General features: G+C 68.3%; 14 protein-coding genes. 2 read left to right on the top strand and 12 right to left on the bottom strand.

Going from position 1 to position 16,024, the window contains the following annotated elements; all coding sequences use genetic code 11:
- Nucleotides 1-65: 65 nt before the first annotated feature.
- The 10 genes from AC6CID_RS19900 to AC6CID_RS19945 form a co-directional block, all read right to left on the bottom strand.
- Nucleotides 66-503 carry a type II toxin-antitoxin system Rv0910 family toxin gene (locus AC6CID_RS19900; protein WP_016695006.1) on the bottom strand — a complete coding sequence of 146 codons (438 nt, stop codon included), beginning with the start codon at nucleotides 501-503 and terminating at the stop codon, nucleotides 66-68.
- A gap of 96 nt (nucleotides 504-599) precedes the next feature.
- Entirely contained in the window at nucleotides 600-2,234 is a 1,635-nt protein-coding gene (locus AC6CID_RS19905; RefSeq protein WP_019289888.1) for a monocarboxylic acid transporter, read from the bottom strand.
- Nucleotides 2,231-2,596, bottom strand: coding sequence for a DUF485 domain-containing protein (locus AC6CID_RS19910; RefSeq protein WP_498354351.1), 366 nt, complete (start codon nucleotides 2,594-2,596; stop codon nucleotides 2,231-2,233). The genes AC6CID_RS19905 and AC6CID_RS19910 overlap by 4 nt, the downstream gene beginning before the upstream one ends.
- A 124-nt stretch (nucleotides 2,597-2,720) precedes the next feature.
- A complete protein-coding gene (locus AC6CID_RS19915; protein WP_217580126.1) occupies nucleotides 2,721-4,517 on the bottom strand; it encodes a sodium/solute symporter in 1,797 nt (598 codons plus the stop codon).
- Nucleotides 4,518-4,524: 7 nt separating this feature from the next.
- Nucleotides 4,525-4,899: a hypothetical protein gene (locus AC6CID_RS19920; RefSeq protein ID WP_217580127.1), complete on the bottom strand. Its 375-nt coding sequence runs from the start codon at nucleotides 4,897-4,899 to the stop codon at nucleotides 4,525-4,527.
- Nucleotides 4,896-5,678, bottom strand: coding sequence for a LytR/AlgR family response regulator transcription factor (locus tag AC6CID_RS19925; RefSeq protein ID WP_006551612.1), 783 nt, complete (start codon nucleotides 5,676-5,678; stop codon nucleotides 4,896-4,898). Before AC6CID_RS19925 ends, AC6CID_RS19920 begins: the two co-directional genes overlap by 4 nt.
- A 31-nt stretch (nucleotides 5,679-5,709) precedes the next feature.
- Complete coding sequence (locus AC6CID_RS19930; protein ID WP_064060195.1) at nucleotides 5,710-6,924, bottom strand: sensor histidine kinase; 1,215 nt, start codon at nucleotides 6,922-6,924, stop codon at nucleotides 5,710-5,712.
- Between the two features lie 74 nt (nucleotides 6,925-6,998).
- Entirely contained in the window at nucleotides 6,999-8,513 is a 1,515-nt protein-coding gene (locus tag AC6CID_RS19935; RefSeq protein WP_217580128.1) for a SulP family inorganic anion transporter, read from the bottom strand.
- Nucleotides 8,514-8,545: 32 nt separating this feature from the next.
- Complete coding sequence (locus tag AC6CID_RS19940) at nucleotides 8,546-10,192, bottom strand: Na+/H+ antiporter (protein WP_498354352.1); 1,647 nt, start codon at nucleotides 10,190-10,192, stop codon at nucleotides 8,546-8,548.
- A gap of 97 nt (nucleotides 10,193-10,289) precedes the next feature.
- A complete protein-coding gene (locus tag AC6CID_RS19945; protein ID WP_498354353.1) occupies nucleotides 10,290-11,204 on the bottom strand; it encodes an alpha/beta hydrolase in 915 nt (304 codons plus the stop codon).
- Between the two features lie 314 nt (nucleotides 11,205-11,518).
- On the opposite strand from AC6CID_RS19945, the gene AC6CID_RS19950 reads away from it, so the two are divergent.
- Both AC6CID_RS19950 and AC6CID_RS19955 read left to right on the top strand, forming a co-directional pair.
- Nucleotides 11,519-12,175 carry a trehalase-like domain-containing protein gene (locus AC6CID_RS19950; protein ID WP_498354354.1) on the top strand — a complete coding sequence of 219 codons (657 nt, stop codon included), beginning with the start codon at nucleotides 11,519-11,521 and terminating at the stop codon, nucleotides 12,173-12,175.
- A 29-nt stretch (nucleotides 12,176-12,204) separates the two neighbouring features.
- Nucleotides 12,205-13,161: a TIGR03885 family FMN-dependent LLM class oxidoreductase gene (locus tag AC6CID_RS19955; RefSeq protein WP_498354355.1), complete on the top strand. Its 957-nt coding sequence runs from the start codon at nucleotides 12,205-12,207 to the stop codon at nucleotides 13,159-13,161.
- Nucleotides 13,162-13,185: 24 nt separating this feature from the next.
- Here AC6CID_RS19955 and AC6CID_RS19960 read toward each other — a convergent pair whose 3' ends face one another.
- Together AC6CID_RS19960 and AC6CID_RS19965 are read right to left on the bottom strand one after the other, a co-directional pair.
- Entirely contained in the window at nucleotides 13,186-13,470 is a 285-nt protein-coding gene (locus tag AC6CID_RS19960; RefSeq protein ID WP_498354356.1) for an antitoxin, read from the bottom strand.
- Between the two features lie 63 nt (nucleotides 13,471-13,533).
- Entirely contained in the window at nucleotides 13,534-16,011 is a 2,478-nt protein-coding gene (locus AC6CID_RS19965; RefSeq protein WP_498354357.1) for an HAD-IC family P-type ATPase, read from the bottom strand.
- Between the last annotated feature and the right edge of the window lie 13 nt (nucleotides 16,012-16,024).

Below are 16,024 nucleotides of genomic sequence, written 5' to 3' on the forward strand. Positions count from 1 at the left end.
ATCCGCGGGCGGGCCGCGGTTGTCCTTACGGGTCTACGCCTTTCCCGGGGACGTGTCCAGAGGCGTCAGTTCCCGCCGTAGCGGCGTGCGAAGGTGTCGAGCGACGACTGCAGGTCGCCGTGCAGGGCGCGCGCAACCCCCGATCCGATCGGACCGAACAGGGGCGCACCGCCGAGGTCGATCTTCATCGACAGCGTCGAACCGTCCCCGCGAGCTGCAACGGCGAGTCGCATGGAGAACTTCGTACCTCCCTTGCCGGTCCCCTTCAACACCACGTGGTGCGGCGCGTCCAGCTCGACGATGGTCCACGTGACGCGGTTGCGCATGCCCTTGACGGATACCACCGACTGCAGGGTGGTTCCCTCGGCGAGGGTGTCCGGCAGGTCGCTGCGCCACCCGTCGTGGATGCTCAGCCACTCCCCGAACGACTCGAGGCGGGAGGCGTGCTCCCACGCTGCGTGCGGGTCGAGCGGAAGGTCGGTGGACACTTCGAGTTTCGCCATGGTCCGCAACAGTAGACGGTCCGTTCCGCCGGCGGGGCGCCCCGACACGACGGTGGCCCGCCCCCGGCTCGGGAGCGGGCCACGCGGCGCAGAGGATCAGTGGGAGACGGCCTTCTCCACACCGACGCCGGTGAGCGAGCGGACCTCCATCTCCGCCTGCTTGTACCGGTCCTCTTGCTTGCGGCGTCCGACGTAGGTGCCGACGATGCCGAGCGCGAACGCGAGCGGGATCGACACGATGCCCGGGTTCGACAGAGGGAACCAGGAGAAGTCCACGTTCGGGAACATCGCCGAGGGTGCACCGGACACCGCCGGGGAAAACACGATGAGCACGAGGCAGCTGATCAGACCGCCGTAGATGCTGAACAGGGCGCCGGTCGTGTTGAACTTTCGCCAGAACAGCGAGTACAGCAGGGTGGGTAGGTTCGCCGAGGCGGCGACCGCGAAGGCCAGGGCCACCAGGAAGGCGATGTTCTGTCCCATGGCGAGGATACCGAGGACGATCGCCACCAGACCGATCACGACGACCGTGATCCGCGAGACCCGCACCTGCTCGTCCTCGGTGGCGTTGCCACGCTTGATGACACTGGCGTAGATGTCGTGGGCGAAGGATGCCGAGGCGGTGATGGCCAGGCCGGCGACGACCGCGAGGATCGTGGCGAAGGCGACGGCCGAGATGATCGCCAGGAACAGAGTGCCGCCGAGTTCGAAGGCCAGCAACGGAGCCGCAGAGTTCTCCTTGCCGGGAGCGCCGAGGATCGCGTCGGGGCCGACCATCTTCGCGGCACCGTAACCGAGCACCAGGGTGAACAGGTAGAAGGCGCCGATGAGGGCGATGGCCCAGGTGACCGAACGACGTGCTTCCTTGGCGGTCGGCACGGTGTAGAAGCGCATCAGCACGTGCGGCAGGCCCGCGGTGCCGAGGACCAGCGCGAGACCGAGCGAGAGGAAGTCGATCTGCGTCATGTTGCTGATGCCGTACTTGGCACCGGGAGCGAGCACGTCACGCTGCGCGACGGCCTCGTTCGACGAGCTCGACACCATCGCCTGAGCGTCGGCGAGCAGCTGCGAGAAGTTGCCCCGCACCGCGAACAGGACGAGCACGAACATCAGGCCCGCCCCGGCGACTAGCAGCACGGCCTTGACCATCTGCACGTAGGTCGTGCCCTTCATGCCGCCGATGAGCACGTACACGATCATGAGCACACCGACGACCGCGACGACGATCGCCTGGCCGGCCTTGCCCTCGATGTCGAGCAGCAGCGCGACGAGTCCGCCGGCGCCGGCCATCTGTGCGAGCAGATAGAACAGCGACACCGCGAGGGTCGAGAGCGCCGCCGCCATGCGGACGGGGCGTTCCTTGAGCCGGAAGCTCAGCACGTCGGCCATCGTGAACCGGCCGGTGTTGCGGAGCAGTTCGGCGACGAGCAGTAGGGCGACGAGCCATGCGACGAGGAAGCCGATCGAGTACAGGAAGCCGTCGTATCCGTAGACGGCGATCGCACCGGCGATACCGAGGAACGACGCGGCCGACAGGTAATCGCCGGCGATGGCGAAGCCGTTCTGCGGCCCGGAGAACTGGCCACCGCCGGTGTAGAAGTCGGAGGCCTTCTTCGTCGTGCGGCTGGCCTTGATGACCAGGCCCATCGTCACGACGACGAACGCGACGAAGATGGCGATGTTGAGGATCGGGTTACCGACGTCGGCCCCACTCTGCGCGAGAACGGTCACTGCTGCGGTCCTTCCAGTTCCTCGCGGATCGCGGCGGAACGCGGATCCAGCTCACGGCCGGCGAACTTCACGTAGACGGCGGTGATCACGAAGGTCGTGACGAACTGGCCGAGACCCAGGATCAGCCCGACGTTGATGTTGCCGATGACCTTCGTCGCCATGAACTCGTCCGCGTAGGTGGCGAGCAGGACGTACAGGGCGTACCAGGCCAGGAAGAACGCCGTCACCGGGAACACGAAACGGCGCAGACGGTTGCGCAGTTCCTGGAACTCCGGGCTCTCCTGCATCGTGACGAACTCCTGCGGCGTCGGTATCCGTCGCTGCTGGGGTACGCCACTCTCGCTGAGTGGTGCTGTGGTCACTACCGACTCCTTGGTCGTCGTGTGAGGTGAGGATGATCACAACGCTAATGAGACGGTTGTCACACGAACAGAGGAGGCAAGAGATGGAACGACGAGGGGTGTCCTCGTGCGACGAACGGTCACGTCACCGCGACGAACGGCGCCTCTCCCCGGGTCCCCGCCCCCGGTCGCCGAACGCTCCGAGTTCGCGGTCGCGGCCCATGCCGAGCCGCTCGGGCACGTGCATGCGGGAGAACGTCCGGCCCACGTCGCGAGGGACCTGCCGACGCGTCAGCACGCTCACCGCGATCATCGTGACGAACGCCAGCGGCACGCTCAACGCCGCAGGATAGGCAGAGAGCACCGTCGGCCACCCTGCGGCCACCGACGGATCGATCGGCAGCAGCACGGTGGCCAGGGCGGCGCCCCCCGCAACGAGACCACCGACGACCATCCCTGCCGCGGCACCGATCGCGGTGAGGCCACGCCACCAGATCCCCAGGACCAGCAGCGGACACAGCGTCGACGCAGCGATCGCGAAGACCTGTCCCACCGAACGCGACAGGTCGAGCGAGGTCACCGACAGCGCCAGCACGAGCGGCACCACGCCCGCGAGCACCGCGGCGATCCGGAAGTCGCGCACCCGTCCGCGCAGCACGTCCGTGGACAGCACGCCCGCGACACTGACCAGCAACCCGGAGGAGGTCGACAGGAAGGCCGCGATCGCGCCCGAGGCTACGAGGGCCGCGAGCAACTGCCCTCCCCAGCCGGACAGCACCGATCCCGGCAGCAAGAGCACCGCGGCGTCCGACCGTCCCGTGATGAGCAACTGTGGGACGTACAGGCGCGCGAACACTCCGAGCAGCGTCGGGAACAGATAGAACAGCCCGAGCAGCCCGATCACGGCAAAGGACGTCATGCGCGCCGCGCGACCGTCCGGGTTCGTGTAGAAGCGCACCAGCACGTGCGGCAGACCCATGGTTCCGAGGAAGGTCGCAAGCATCAGCGAGTAGACCTGGAACAACGGATGTTCGCTGCTCGCCCCCAATCCGGCCCCCGGCGACGCCCAGCTGTCGTTGTCGGTCGGCGCACCGGCCACCACCGGCACCGGAGAACCGGCATCGAGGACGAGTTCGGTGCCTGCCCCGAGGACGTGCTCTCCCGGCTCGAGTTCGAAGTCACCTGCGACCGATCGGCCGTCGATCTCCCCGGTCACCACGACCGGCAACGGCTCGGCGACCTGCACGACCACGTCGATCGTCACGTCGACGGTCGTGATCTCCGCGACGGTGGGCGGCACGGGTTCGTCGACGGCCCGGTGGTCGCCGACGAAGTGCAACGTGAGGACCAGTGCGGGCAGGGCGACCGCGGTGAGCTTGAGCCAGTACTGGAAGGCCTGCACGAACGTGATCGAGCGCATCCCACCGCCGACCACGTTGGCCACGACAATCACCCCGACCACGGCGACGCCCACCCAGTCGGGCACTCCCAGAAGGATGTTCAGCGTGAGTCCCGCCCCCTGGAACTGCGGCACCAGGTACAGGATGCAGATGATCGCCACGACCATCATCGACAGCGTGCGCAGCCACTTCTCCCCCAGCCGGAACTCCGCGAAGTCCGGGACGGTGTACGCGCCCGAACGTCGCAGTGGCGCAGCGACGAACAGCAGCAGACCCAGATAGCCGGCCGTGAAACCGACGGGATACCACAGGGCATCGGCGCCGAACTTCGCGACGAGCCCGGCCACGCCGAGAAAGGATGCCGCCGAGAGGTATTCACCGGAGATGGCTGCGGCGTTCCAGCGCGGTCCGACACTGCGCGAGGCGACGAGGAAATCCGAGGTGGTGCGCGCCATCCGCACGCCGTACACACCGATCGCGACGGTGGCGACCGCCGCGGCGACGAGACCGACGACGGTGACGACGGGAATCGATCCACTCATGGGCTCGTCAATCGTCGGTGAGGTCGGTGAAATCCTGCTCGTTGCGTTCGGCGAGGCGCAGATACACCCACGCGATACCGAGCAGGATCGGATAGCCGACCACCCCGAGCAACACCCACGGCAGACGGATCCCCAGCACCGTCATCTCCGCGAGAGCAGGAAAGACGTGGAACAGCACCGGAATCGCGCCGAGCAGGCACACGGTGAACAACGCGACCCGCAGGGCGAGCCCGAGTTGCGCACGGACCAGCCCGCGGACCATCGCGTCGCCGACCTCGGTCTGCTGCTGCACCTCGACCCGGGTGCGGACCATGCGCGCCCCGCGCCGTTCGGCGAGGACGACACGCTGCCGCTGCGGGGGTGATCCGCCGGTGGTGCTCATCGCGACGTCCACGACTGCATCGGACCGCGGATGAGCCGGTCCTTCAGTTCCCGCGTGTGCCGACGGCTAACGGGCAGTTCGACGGGCGGGGAGTTGCTGTCGCTGCGCAGGCACACGACGAGACCCGAACCCACACTGCGGATACCGGTGACGAGCGGCAGCGCCACGAGAAAGGAGCGGTGAACGCGCAGGAAGCCGGCATCGGCCCAGCGGCTCTCGAGCGTCGATATCGGGATCCGCACCAGGTGCGAACCGGTCGCGGTGTGCAGTCGCGCGTAGTCGCCCTCGGCTTCGACCCAGTGGACCGACGAGCGCGGCACGAGCGTGGTGACACCGCCGAGCTCGACCGGGATCACGTCGTCGCTCTGGCCGGTGTCGGATGCGGCCTGCGCCGCGGGTCGGCTGCGTTCGGCGATCCGCCGGACCGCTTCGGCGAGTCGTTCCTCCCGCAGCGGCTTGAGGACGTAATCGACGGCGCCGAGGTCGAACGCCGAGACCGCGCGATCGTCGTGCGCGGTCACGAACACCACGGCCGGGGACACCGCGAAATTGCGCAGGATGCCTGCGAGTTCCAGCCCGTCGAGTCCGGGCATGTTGATGTCGAGGAAAACCGCGTCGATGCCTCCGTCGCGCAGCACGCGCAGAGCGGTCGTCGCGTCTCCCGCGGTGTGGACGACGCCGATCTCCTCCTGCGCGCGCAGCAGGTAGGCCAGCTCGTCGAGGGCGGGCGGTTCGTCGTCGACCGCCAGCACGGTCAGGTTGTCTGTGATCTCGTTCACGGCGAATCCATCGTGCCATGCCCGGTGTTCCTCACGGCCGGATACCCGCCCTGAACTTCGGCACGCGCATGCTCACCCGGGTGCCGGCCCCCGGCGCGGTCTCGACGACGAGGCCGTAGTCGTTACCGAAGGCCGCACGCAGCCGGTCGTCGACGTTGGCGAGACCCACGTGCGCGGACTCGCGGACACCGCTGCCGTGCTCGCTCTCGGCGATCGCGTCGAGCGTGCCCGATCGCAGCAGCTCCGGGTCCATGCCGATCCCGTCGTCCTCGACGCTGATGACGCAGTCGGTGCCTTCGTCCGCCGCGGTGATGGTGATCGTGCCCGTGCGAGTTTCCTTGCCCGCGATCCCGTGCCGCACGGCGTTCTCGACGAGCGGCTGCAGAGCGAGGAAGGGCAGCGTCACGTTGAGCACCTCGGGCGCGATCTGCAGGCGCACCTCGAGGGCGTTGCCGAAGCGGGCACGTTCGAGCGTCAGGTACCGGTCGATGTTGCGCAGTTCGTCGGCGAGCAGGGTGTACTCACCGGCCGCGCGGAACGAGTAGCGGGTGAAGTCGGCGAAATCCAGCAGCAGTTCGCGGGCCCGGTCCGGGTCGGTCCGGACGAACGACGCCACCGTGTTGAGCGCGTTGTAGATGAAGTGCGGACTGATCTGGGCGCGCAGCGCGCGGACCTCCGCGCGGTCGAGCCGGGCGCGGGAGGCATCGAGTTCGGCCAGCTCGATCTGACTGCACGCGTACCGCGCCACCTCGGTGATCGCGCCGAGCAGCGCCGGGCCGGGTTCGACGGTCGTCACGACGCCGAGCACCCCCGCCACACCCATGTCCTCCACGACGAGCGGCTGGGCGATCAGTGCGCGGGCCGCGAGGTCGCCGTGGTCTCGTCGCAGGTCGTGGTGCCCGACGAGCACGCGACGCTTGTCGGCGACGGCACGGCCCGCGGCGGTGATCATCGCGTCCGTCAGTTCCTCGAACGGGCCGTCCCAGGCGAGCAGGGCGCCGTTCTCGTCCAGCAGCGCCACCGCGCGCGCTTCGGCCAGCAGCATACGCAGGTGCGGAGCGGCCTCCTTCGCGGACGACGCGTCGAGCCCGGCGCGCAGGGGGCGCGCCGCGAGGGACGCCGTGTGCAGGGTCGCGTGGACCGCGCGTTCGGCGGGTGTGGTGACCACCCGCCGGGTCCACAGCACCACCGAGACCACGACCAGCACCAGGAGCAGTACCACCGCGGCGAGCTCGATCGCGATCATGCGCTCACGTTACGTCGAATCGATCGCCGTCGAGTTGCGCCTCGACAACGGCAGCCTGCTCCCGGGAGGCGCAGTCAGTTCTCCCCACCGAGTCGGCCGGACAACCGGCGGAGGCGTTCTAGGCTCGCGCCGTCCAGTCCGACGATGGTGACCGTTTTGCCTTTGGCCGCGTACTTCTGCTGGATCGCATCGAAGGTCGCGACGGTGGACGCGTCCCAGATGTCGGCGGCGGTGAGGTCGACGACGACGTTCTCCGGGTCGCCGATGTAGTCGAACTGGAAGACGAGATCGTTGCTCGACGCCCAGAACAGTTCCCCCGTGACCCGGTAGGTGCACGTGTCGTCGCTCGTGAGGGTCCTCTCGACCGTGGTCATGTGCGCGACCCGGCGGGCGAACAGCACCATCGCGGTGAGCACTCCGAGCGACACCCCGATCGCGAGGTTGCCGGTGCTCACCGTGGCCACGACGGTGACGACCATGACGACGGTCTCGCTGAGCGGCATCAACCGCAGCGTCCGCGGGTGGACGCTGTGCCAGTCGACCGTCGCGATCGACACCATGATCATCACGGCGACGAGGGCGGCCATCGGAACCAGACCGACGATGTCGCCGAGCGCGACCACGAGGATCAGCAGGAACACGCCGGCCGCCAGGGTAGACAGACGGGTCCGTGCCCCGGAGACCTTGACGTTCATCATGGTTTGGCCGACGACGGCGCAGCCGCCCATGCCACCGAAGAATCCGGTCACGATGTTGGCGACGCCCTGGCCCCAGCCCTCGCGGGTCTTGTCCGACCGGGTGTCGGTGATGTCGTCGACGAGCTTGGCCGTCATCAGCGATTCCATGAGCCCGACGAGGGCCATCGCGAGCGCGTACGGCGCGAGGATCCGGAGGGTCTCGAAGGTCAGCGGCACGTCCGGGAAGAAGAGGGTGGGCAGGCTCTCGGGAAGTTCACCCTGGTCCGCGACATCCGGCACATTCAGCGAGAAGGCCACCGTCACGACGGTGAGAAGCACGATCGTGACGAGCGGCGCCGGCACGGCCTCGGTGATCCTCGGGAGAAGCACCAGCACCAGCAGACCTGCCGCCACCAGCGGATAGACCATCCACGGCACGTCCACGAGGTGCGGGATCTGGGCGACGAAGACGAGGATCGCGAGCGAGTTGACGAAGCCGACCATGACGCTGCGCGGCACGAACCGCATGAGCTTGGCGACGCCGAGGAAGCTGAGCAGCACCTGGAAGACGCCGCCGAGGATCACCGTCGCGATGAGATGGTCCACCCCGTACTGCTCGGACACCGGGGCGATCACGAGTGCCACGGCCGCGGTCGCCGCCGAGATCATCGCGGGCCGTCCCCCGACGATCGCGATGGTGATGGCCATGGTCACCGAGGCGAACAGCCCGACCCGGGGGTCGACGCCGGCGATCACGGAGAAGGCGATGGCTTCCGGGATCAGGGCGAGCGCCACGACCAGGCCGGCCAGGAGTTCGGTCTTCAGACGAGCAGGTGACCGGAGAGCGAACCGAACGGAGACGTCGGTGCGGGGATCGTGCGGCACCTGTTCCGGGCCGTGCGGGGTGTTCACTTGCGGAAAGTCTACCGTTGCGCGCTGTCGTCCTACTGTTGTGCACTGCCGTCCTGACGGCGGCGGCGGATGCGTTCCTCGACGGCTGCCTCGTCGACATCGAGACTCTCCAGCACGTCGCGGAGAATCTCGTCGTCGAGTTCCCCGCGATCACGTGCGTCGATGAGATCCTGTCGTCGCGCCCGCAGGGACGCTCGCCGGATGTCGTCGAACAGCGCGGCAAGTCGCGCTCCCGCGTCTGCAGCCGCGTCCTCAACGGTCTCTGCCTCCTGCCGCGACCGCAGCGACGTGCGTGCTTTGGCCAGCAGCCTGTCGTAGATCTCCGGGTCCACGCCGTCAGGTGGATGCGCGGCGAGTTCGGTGAGAACCCGGTCGCTCGACTCGGCCGAGATCCTGCGGGCCACGGTCATCTGTTCCTCGGTCCGCAGCCGCTCGTAGGGGTCGGTGACGTCGAGTCTGCGGATGAGCCACGGCATCGTCGCTCCCTGGATGAGGAGTGTGCCGATGGCGACGACCAGCGCGGAGATCTGGATCATCTCGCGGCCGGGGAAGGCAGCACCCGATGCGATCACCACGGGCACCCCACCGGCTGCGGCGAGGGTGACGACCCCACGCATGCCCGCCCACGACACCACGACATGTTCCCGGAAGTTCAGTTGGTCGCGGCCGAGGCGTTCGGATCCGGCGCGCCGCACGAGCGCGCGTCGCCCCCAGTGCAGCAGACCCCACGCGGGTCGCACGAGCATGACGACGAGCAGGATCACGACCGCGCCCAGCAACGCGACATGCAGGTCGGTACCGCTGTCGCGGACGTCGTCGAGGACGAACCGGAATTGCAGACCCATATAGGCGAAGACGAAGGTCTCGAGCACCACGTCGACGCTCTTCCACACCGCGCGTTCCTGCAGCCGCGTGCTCACCGAGACCTCGGTGGCGCGGTGCCCGAGGAACAGTCCGGCGGCGACGACGGCGAGCACTCCCGAGGCGTGGATCTCCTCGGCGGCGAGATAGGCCGCGAACGGCAGCACCAGGCCGAGCACGGTCTCGAGAGGCGAGTCGTACATCCGGGCGCGGATCAGGTGGACGATATACGCGAGCGCCAGACCGACAGCGACCCCGCCCGCGACCTCGTAGAGGAAGAACAGTACCGGCGAATCAGCGAGGATGTGTGTGCCGGTGACGGCCGAGATCGCAACGGTGAACAGGGTCAGGGCGGTGGCGTCGTTGACCAGACCTTCCCCGGTCAGCACCGCGATGACCCGTTTCGGCAGTCCGAGCCGTTGCCCCACGGCGACGGCGCTGACCGCGTCGGTCGGTGCGACGACCGCGCCGAGAGCGAGCGCCGCACCGAAGGTCAGCGTCGCCATCATCGCGGACGCCGTCCACGCTACGACGAACGCCGTGACGAGCACCGTGTAGATCCCGAGCCGCAGGATCGACGGCAGATACTGCCGGAAGGTAGGAACCGAGAACCGCAGGGCCGACGAATACAGCAGCGGCGGCAGGACGACCCCGAGGATGATGTCCGGATCCAGTTCGAGCCGCGGCAGACCCGGTGCGAACGACACCAGTGCTCCGACGGTGACGAGCACGAGCGGGGCCTGCAGGTCGCGTCGCGACGCGACGGCCGTCACCGCGATCCCGGCGATGACGACCAGCAGGATCCACGCGCCGTTCATCGCGACGGCACCGTGCCAGGTGTCCGGTTCACGGTGTGATGGTGACACAGTCGGCGGCCGCCCGAAGGGAACCCGCGTCCGGGTGCCGGCTCCGTGGTTACGCCTGTTCGGCCACCCCTGCGATGACGGCGCGCGTCGCGGCGATCAGCCGAGTGAGGCCGGGCTCCTCGATCGGCCAGTGCCCGCAGTTCTCGAGCAGGACGGCCTGCGTCGGCCCGGAGATGCGGTCGAGGAACCGCAGGCTGGTTTCCGGTGGGGTCCAGCGGTCGGCGGCGGGATGCACGAGCGTCACCGGGACTGCGGTGAAGTCCTCGGGTGCGGTGTGCGGGTAGGTGAACCAGTCGGCCAGAAATCCCAGCGGGATCCGGACCCCTCCCCCGAGAGAATCGGACTCGCACATGCGTGTGAGGTCACGGTCGTTGCTCATCCGGTTCATCCGCACGAGCCATCTGATCGGCAACCGGAGATCACCCGCCACCCGGGCCACGGGCGGCAGAACCGAGGGTGCCATCCTTCCGGCGAAGCCCCATCGGGCTGCAGCCGCCCGGGCTTCGGCATCGCCGGGGTCCAGGAGGCAGGTCGCGATCACCGCGGCCACCTGCCCGGTGCGAGCCGCGACCTCGTAGGCCATCATCCCGCCCATACTCGCGCCGAAGAGGACCAGCGGCCGGGGATCGTCGGCGCGTTCGGCTGCGACGAGGTCGCAGAGCAGGTCGATCCAATCGCAGTACCGGACCTGCGAGGGACGGGGTTCGACGGTCCGTCCGTAGACGGGCATGTCGGGGAAGAGGATGTCCACGTCGTCGTCCGCGGCCAGCGAGGCGAACGACCAGAGCGCCGCGGAATGGCCGCCCGCGCCGTGGATTCCCATCACGCGCACCGGAGCATCGGGGCGAGGGTTGCGGGCGATGTGGAGGCGGCGACCGCGCCAGTCCCACCAGGTGGACTCCGGTTCTCGACAGGCCGATCGGTAGTTCTCGGGCAGGAACTCGGCATAGGCCGCTGCGGTCATCGTCCGATCCCTTCGTCGTCGCACGACGGGTGATGTCTGCACCACGTATACGGCGCACGATAGCTGCACGCCCTTACCTGCACAATGTCGAGAAGATGTGAAAAATTCGCTGTGGCACAACGAATCCCGGATACACGGCGGCCACGTCTTCTTCTTCGGCCGCCCTGCCGGATGCCGTTCGCCCCGCCCCTCCTGCTTCCACGACGCGCCCGCACACCCGATCTCGCAGCGAGACCGGCAGGTCGTTTGCCCCGACGCAGCCGGGGTATGCAACCGATCGACCGCCGTGTACCCGGCCCCAGCGAGGAGTGCGTGTGATCCCAGCCCGCGACGACGACGGCTATGCGGACCTGCGCACCTATGCCGCGCTGGGTGACGGTGACACCGTCGCCCTCGTCGCCGAGGACGGTTCGGTGGACTGGTATCCGGTTCCGCTCCTCGATTCGCACCCGGTCTTCGCACGACTGCTCGATGCACCGGCGGGCGGTTCCGTCGAGTTGCAGCCTGTCGCCGAGTTCACCGTAGAACGCGCATACGTGACGGGTACGAACGTGCCGAGCACCGTCTTCACCACCGCGCAGGGCCGGGTCCGCGTGACCGATTCGATCGACACGGGTGTCGCCGGACGGTTGCCGTGGGGTGAGCTCGCCCGCCGCTCGATCGGCGGCGGCTTCGTCCGTTCCGGAAATCCCGGACGGCGAGAAGAACTGGGACTACCGTTTCGCCTGGGTGCGCGACGCCGCCTACACCCTGCACGCGCTCATCCGTCTCGGCGATCGCGAGGAGGTGCACACCGTGATGAGCTGGTTGCTCCGCGTGGTGCGCGATCAGGGCGCCGACGCGAAGGTGTTCGCCCGGGCCTGTACTCGGAGATGATTGCCGAGGACGGCACCTTCCTCGGCAATCTCCCCCAGGGACTAAGCCATCTCGCACTCATGACGGCTGCACTGACCCTCATCGAGAAGTACTGATCGCCGATCGACCGGAGGAGCGGACAGGTATGACGCTGATAGGTTTTCACGCCTCGCACGAACAGGCGTCCCCATCCCGCCTGCTCGAGGACGTCCGGCTCGCAGAAGCGGCCGGTTTCGGGTCGGCCATGTGCTCGGACCACATCGAACCGTGGTCGCACCGCCAGGGACACTCGGGGTTCGCGTGGTCGTGGCTCGGAGCGGCCCTGGCCACCACGGACCTACGTTTCGGTGTCGTCACCGCGACCGGCTTCCGCTACCACCCGGTCGTCACCGCCCAGGCCACCGCCACTCTGGCATCGATGTTCCCGCAGCGCTTCTGGTTCGCACTCGGCAGCGGCGAGCACTGCAACGAACGCATGTCCGGAGTCGCCTGGCCACCCAAGGAGGAACGGCAGCAACTCCTCGGTGAGAACCTCGACATCGTGCGACGCCTGCACGCGGGCGAAGTCGTCGACCACGACGGCGCGGTGGAGGTCGACCGCGGACGGGTCTGGGACCGGCCGGAGACTCCTCCCGACATTCTGCTGCCCGCACTGACTCCCGAGACGGCCGGTCGTTTCGCCGACCGGGTCGACGGTCTCGTCACCGTGAACGCCCCGCTCGAGGACCTGCGGCGGATCCTCGGCGCCTACCGCGACGGGGGCGGTCGCGGACGGACCGTGCTGCAGGTCCATCTGAGTTGGGCGCCCACGCGGGAACGCGCTCGGGAGATCGCGCGGGAACAGTGGGCGACGAACGCCCTACCGCCGGAACTCATGGCAGAACTCGCCACGCCCGAGGAATTCGAGGCCCACGCCGCCGAACTCGACGACGGCGCTCTCGAGGGCGCGGTGATCGTGTCCGACGATCCCGCCGAACACGTCGACCGCTTGTGCGAATTCGCCGAACTCGGTTTCGACGAGATCTATCTGCACCATGTGGGGCCGGATCAGCGTCCGTTCATCGACACCTTCGGCGACGCCGTACTGCCATACCTGCCGTGAACGGGGCTGCCGCCCCTGCCTCGATCAGGGCTGACGCGGACCCGGTTGCGCTTCGGGTCCGGGACCACCCTCCGGACCGGGCTCCCCGCCGGGTCCGGGCTGCGCGCCCGGTGCGGGATTGCCGGTGGTACCCAGATGCTGACGGGCGGCGTCCTGCGCCTTGTCGACGTGCTGGGTGTACTTCCCGCCGGTACGTCCGTCCACCTGGTCTCCGACCTTCTCGATGAACTGATCGGCTTTGTCGGGGTTCTTCGAGGCGTAGTCCTTGCCCTTGTTCACAAGGCCCTTCACCGAATCCATGAAACCCATCGTTCGGTCCTTCCCTCGTCGGATCGCTGTGAGGTTCGGGCGCACCGATCCGTGCGCTGCGGGTCAGTGTACGCCCGGGAGCAGATCGCCGGAGGCGGCGAACAGGCGGCGATGCTCCCCGTGGAGACGTCCCGACACCCACCACAGGGCCTCGACGAGGACGACTCCGATCAGCCCACACGTCACCGCGATCGTCGAGTACGCGACGTTCGACGGATCGAGCGCGAAGAACTCCCGGGTGAACGGCACGGAGAACAGGATCACGTAACCGAGCACCGAACCGGCGAGCAGCACGATCTTCCACCACTGGTACGGGCGGGCGACCACGGCGAGCACCCACAGCGCGATGATCAGCAGGGTGATCAGGGCCGAGGTGCCGGCCTGGATCTTCTGCTGCTCGGTCTGCTCCGGACCGCCGTAGACGAGCACGTAACAGACGAAGGTCGCCACACCGACGACCACGCCCGAGGGGATCGCCAGTCGCATCACGCGGGAGACGAAGCCCGAGCGTGCCCGCTCGTTGTTCGGTGCCAGCGACAACAGGAAGGCGGGGATGCCGATGGTGAACCACGCCGCGATCGTCACGTGCCGGGGCAGGAACGGATAGGGCAACGGCTCGAAGCCGAACACCTGCGACAGCACACCCGACACGCCCACCAGAAAGGCGAGCAGCACCGAGTACACCGTCTTGGTGAGGAACAGGTTGGAGACGCGTTCGATGTTGCCGATGACCCGGCGACCCTCGGCCACCACGTAGGGCAGCGTCGCGAACTTGTTGTCGAGAAGGACGATCTGTGCGACCGCGCGGGTCGCGGGACTGCCCGATCCCATCGCGACTCCGATGTCGGCGTCCTTGAGGGCGAGCACGTCGTTGACGCCGTCGCCGGTCATCGCGACGGTGTGACCGCGCGACTGCAGCGCGCCGACCATCGAGCGCTTCTGATCGGGACGGACCCGGCCGAAGGTCGTCGAGCCTTCGACGACGTCGGCGAGTTCGTTCTCGCCCTCCGGCAGGGAACGCGCGTCGATGGGAGACGCGCTACCCGGCAGGCCGAGCGACGAGGCGACCGCACCGACGGCGATCGCGTTGTCGCCGGAGATGACCTTGACGTCGACCTGCTGGCCGGCGAAGTACTCGAGGGTCGGCTTCGCGTCCGGGCGCACCCGCTGTTCGAGGACGACGAGCGCGACGGGCGTGACCGTGCCGGGGGCGAGTTCGTCGTCGACCGGGCGGTCGCTGCATGCGAGGAGCAGCACCCGCAGCCCGCTCGAGCCGAGTTCCTCGGCGCGTCGCGCCGCCTCGGTGCCGGGGTCGAGCAGCACGTCGGGTGCGCCGAGCAGCCAGTTGCCGTGGGTGCCGTACGACTGGCCGCTCCACTTCTTCGCCGACGAGAACGGCGCGACCGCCGTCGGCTCGCCCCAGCCGGGGGCGGTGGGGAACGCCTCGGCGATCGCGAGGACGCTGGCGTTCGGACGCGGGTCGTCGGCCGCGAGCGCGGCCAGGGCGGCGCGGGCCTCGTCGAGGCCGCTGCCGTCGAGGGACTCGAGATCGGACAGGCGCATGCCGTTCTCGGTGAGCGTGCCGGTCTTGTCGGCACACACCACGTCGACGCGCGCGAGGCCTTCGATCGCCGGCAGCTCCTGCACGAGGCACTGACGACGTCCGAGGCGGACGACTCCGACCGCGAACGCGATGGACGTCATGAGCACGAGACCCTCGGGCACCATCGGCACGAGGGCGGCGACCATGCCGCTCAGCGCGGGGCCGAGCGACTCGCCGCTGGAGAAGAGCTGGTTGTAGATGATGAGCAGACCTGCGGGGATCATCAGGTAGGTGATGAAACGCAGGATCTTGTTGATGCCCGCGTTCAGCTCCGACTTCACGAGCGTGAACTTGCTCGCCTCTTCCGCGAGTCGCGCCGCGTAGGCGTCGCGGCCGACCTTCGTCGCACGGTAGGAGCCGGAGCCGGAGGCGACGAAGCTGCCCGACATCACCGTCGAGCCGGGCACCTTGTGCACGGCATCCGACTCACCCGTCAGCAGCGACTCGTCGAGTTCGAGACCCTGGGCCTCGACCACCTCGCCGTCGACGACCAGCTGGTCGCCGGGGCCGAGCTCGATGATGTCGTCGAGCACCACCTCGCGCGGAGCGATCGGTGCGGCGATGCCGTCCCGGCGCACGACGGGTTTCGTCTGGCTGACGATGGCCAGCTTGTCGAGGGTGCGCTTGGCACGCACCTCCTGGATGATGCCGATGCCGCTGTTCGCGATGATCAGCAGACCGAACATGCCGTCGATGATCGAGCCGGTGGCCAGCACGATCAGCAGCAGCACCCCGAGGATCGCGTTGATCCGGGTGAACACGTTGGCCCGGACGATGTCCTTGACCGATCGGGACGCGCGGTCGGGGACATCGTTGGTGAGGCCACGTGCCACACGCTCGGCGACCTGCTCGGTGGACAGCCCCGTGGCTGCATGGTCGGATGCGAGGACCGGTGCCTCGCCCGTTCCCACCACCGTCGTGGGCTCTTCTACTGCCATGACGAACCAGATT

This window comes from Rhodococcus sp. GQ147 (assembly GCF_059759155.1).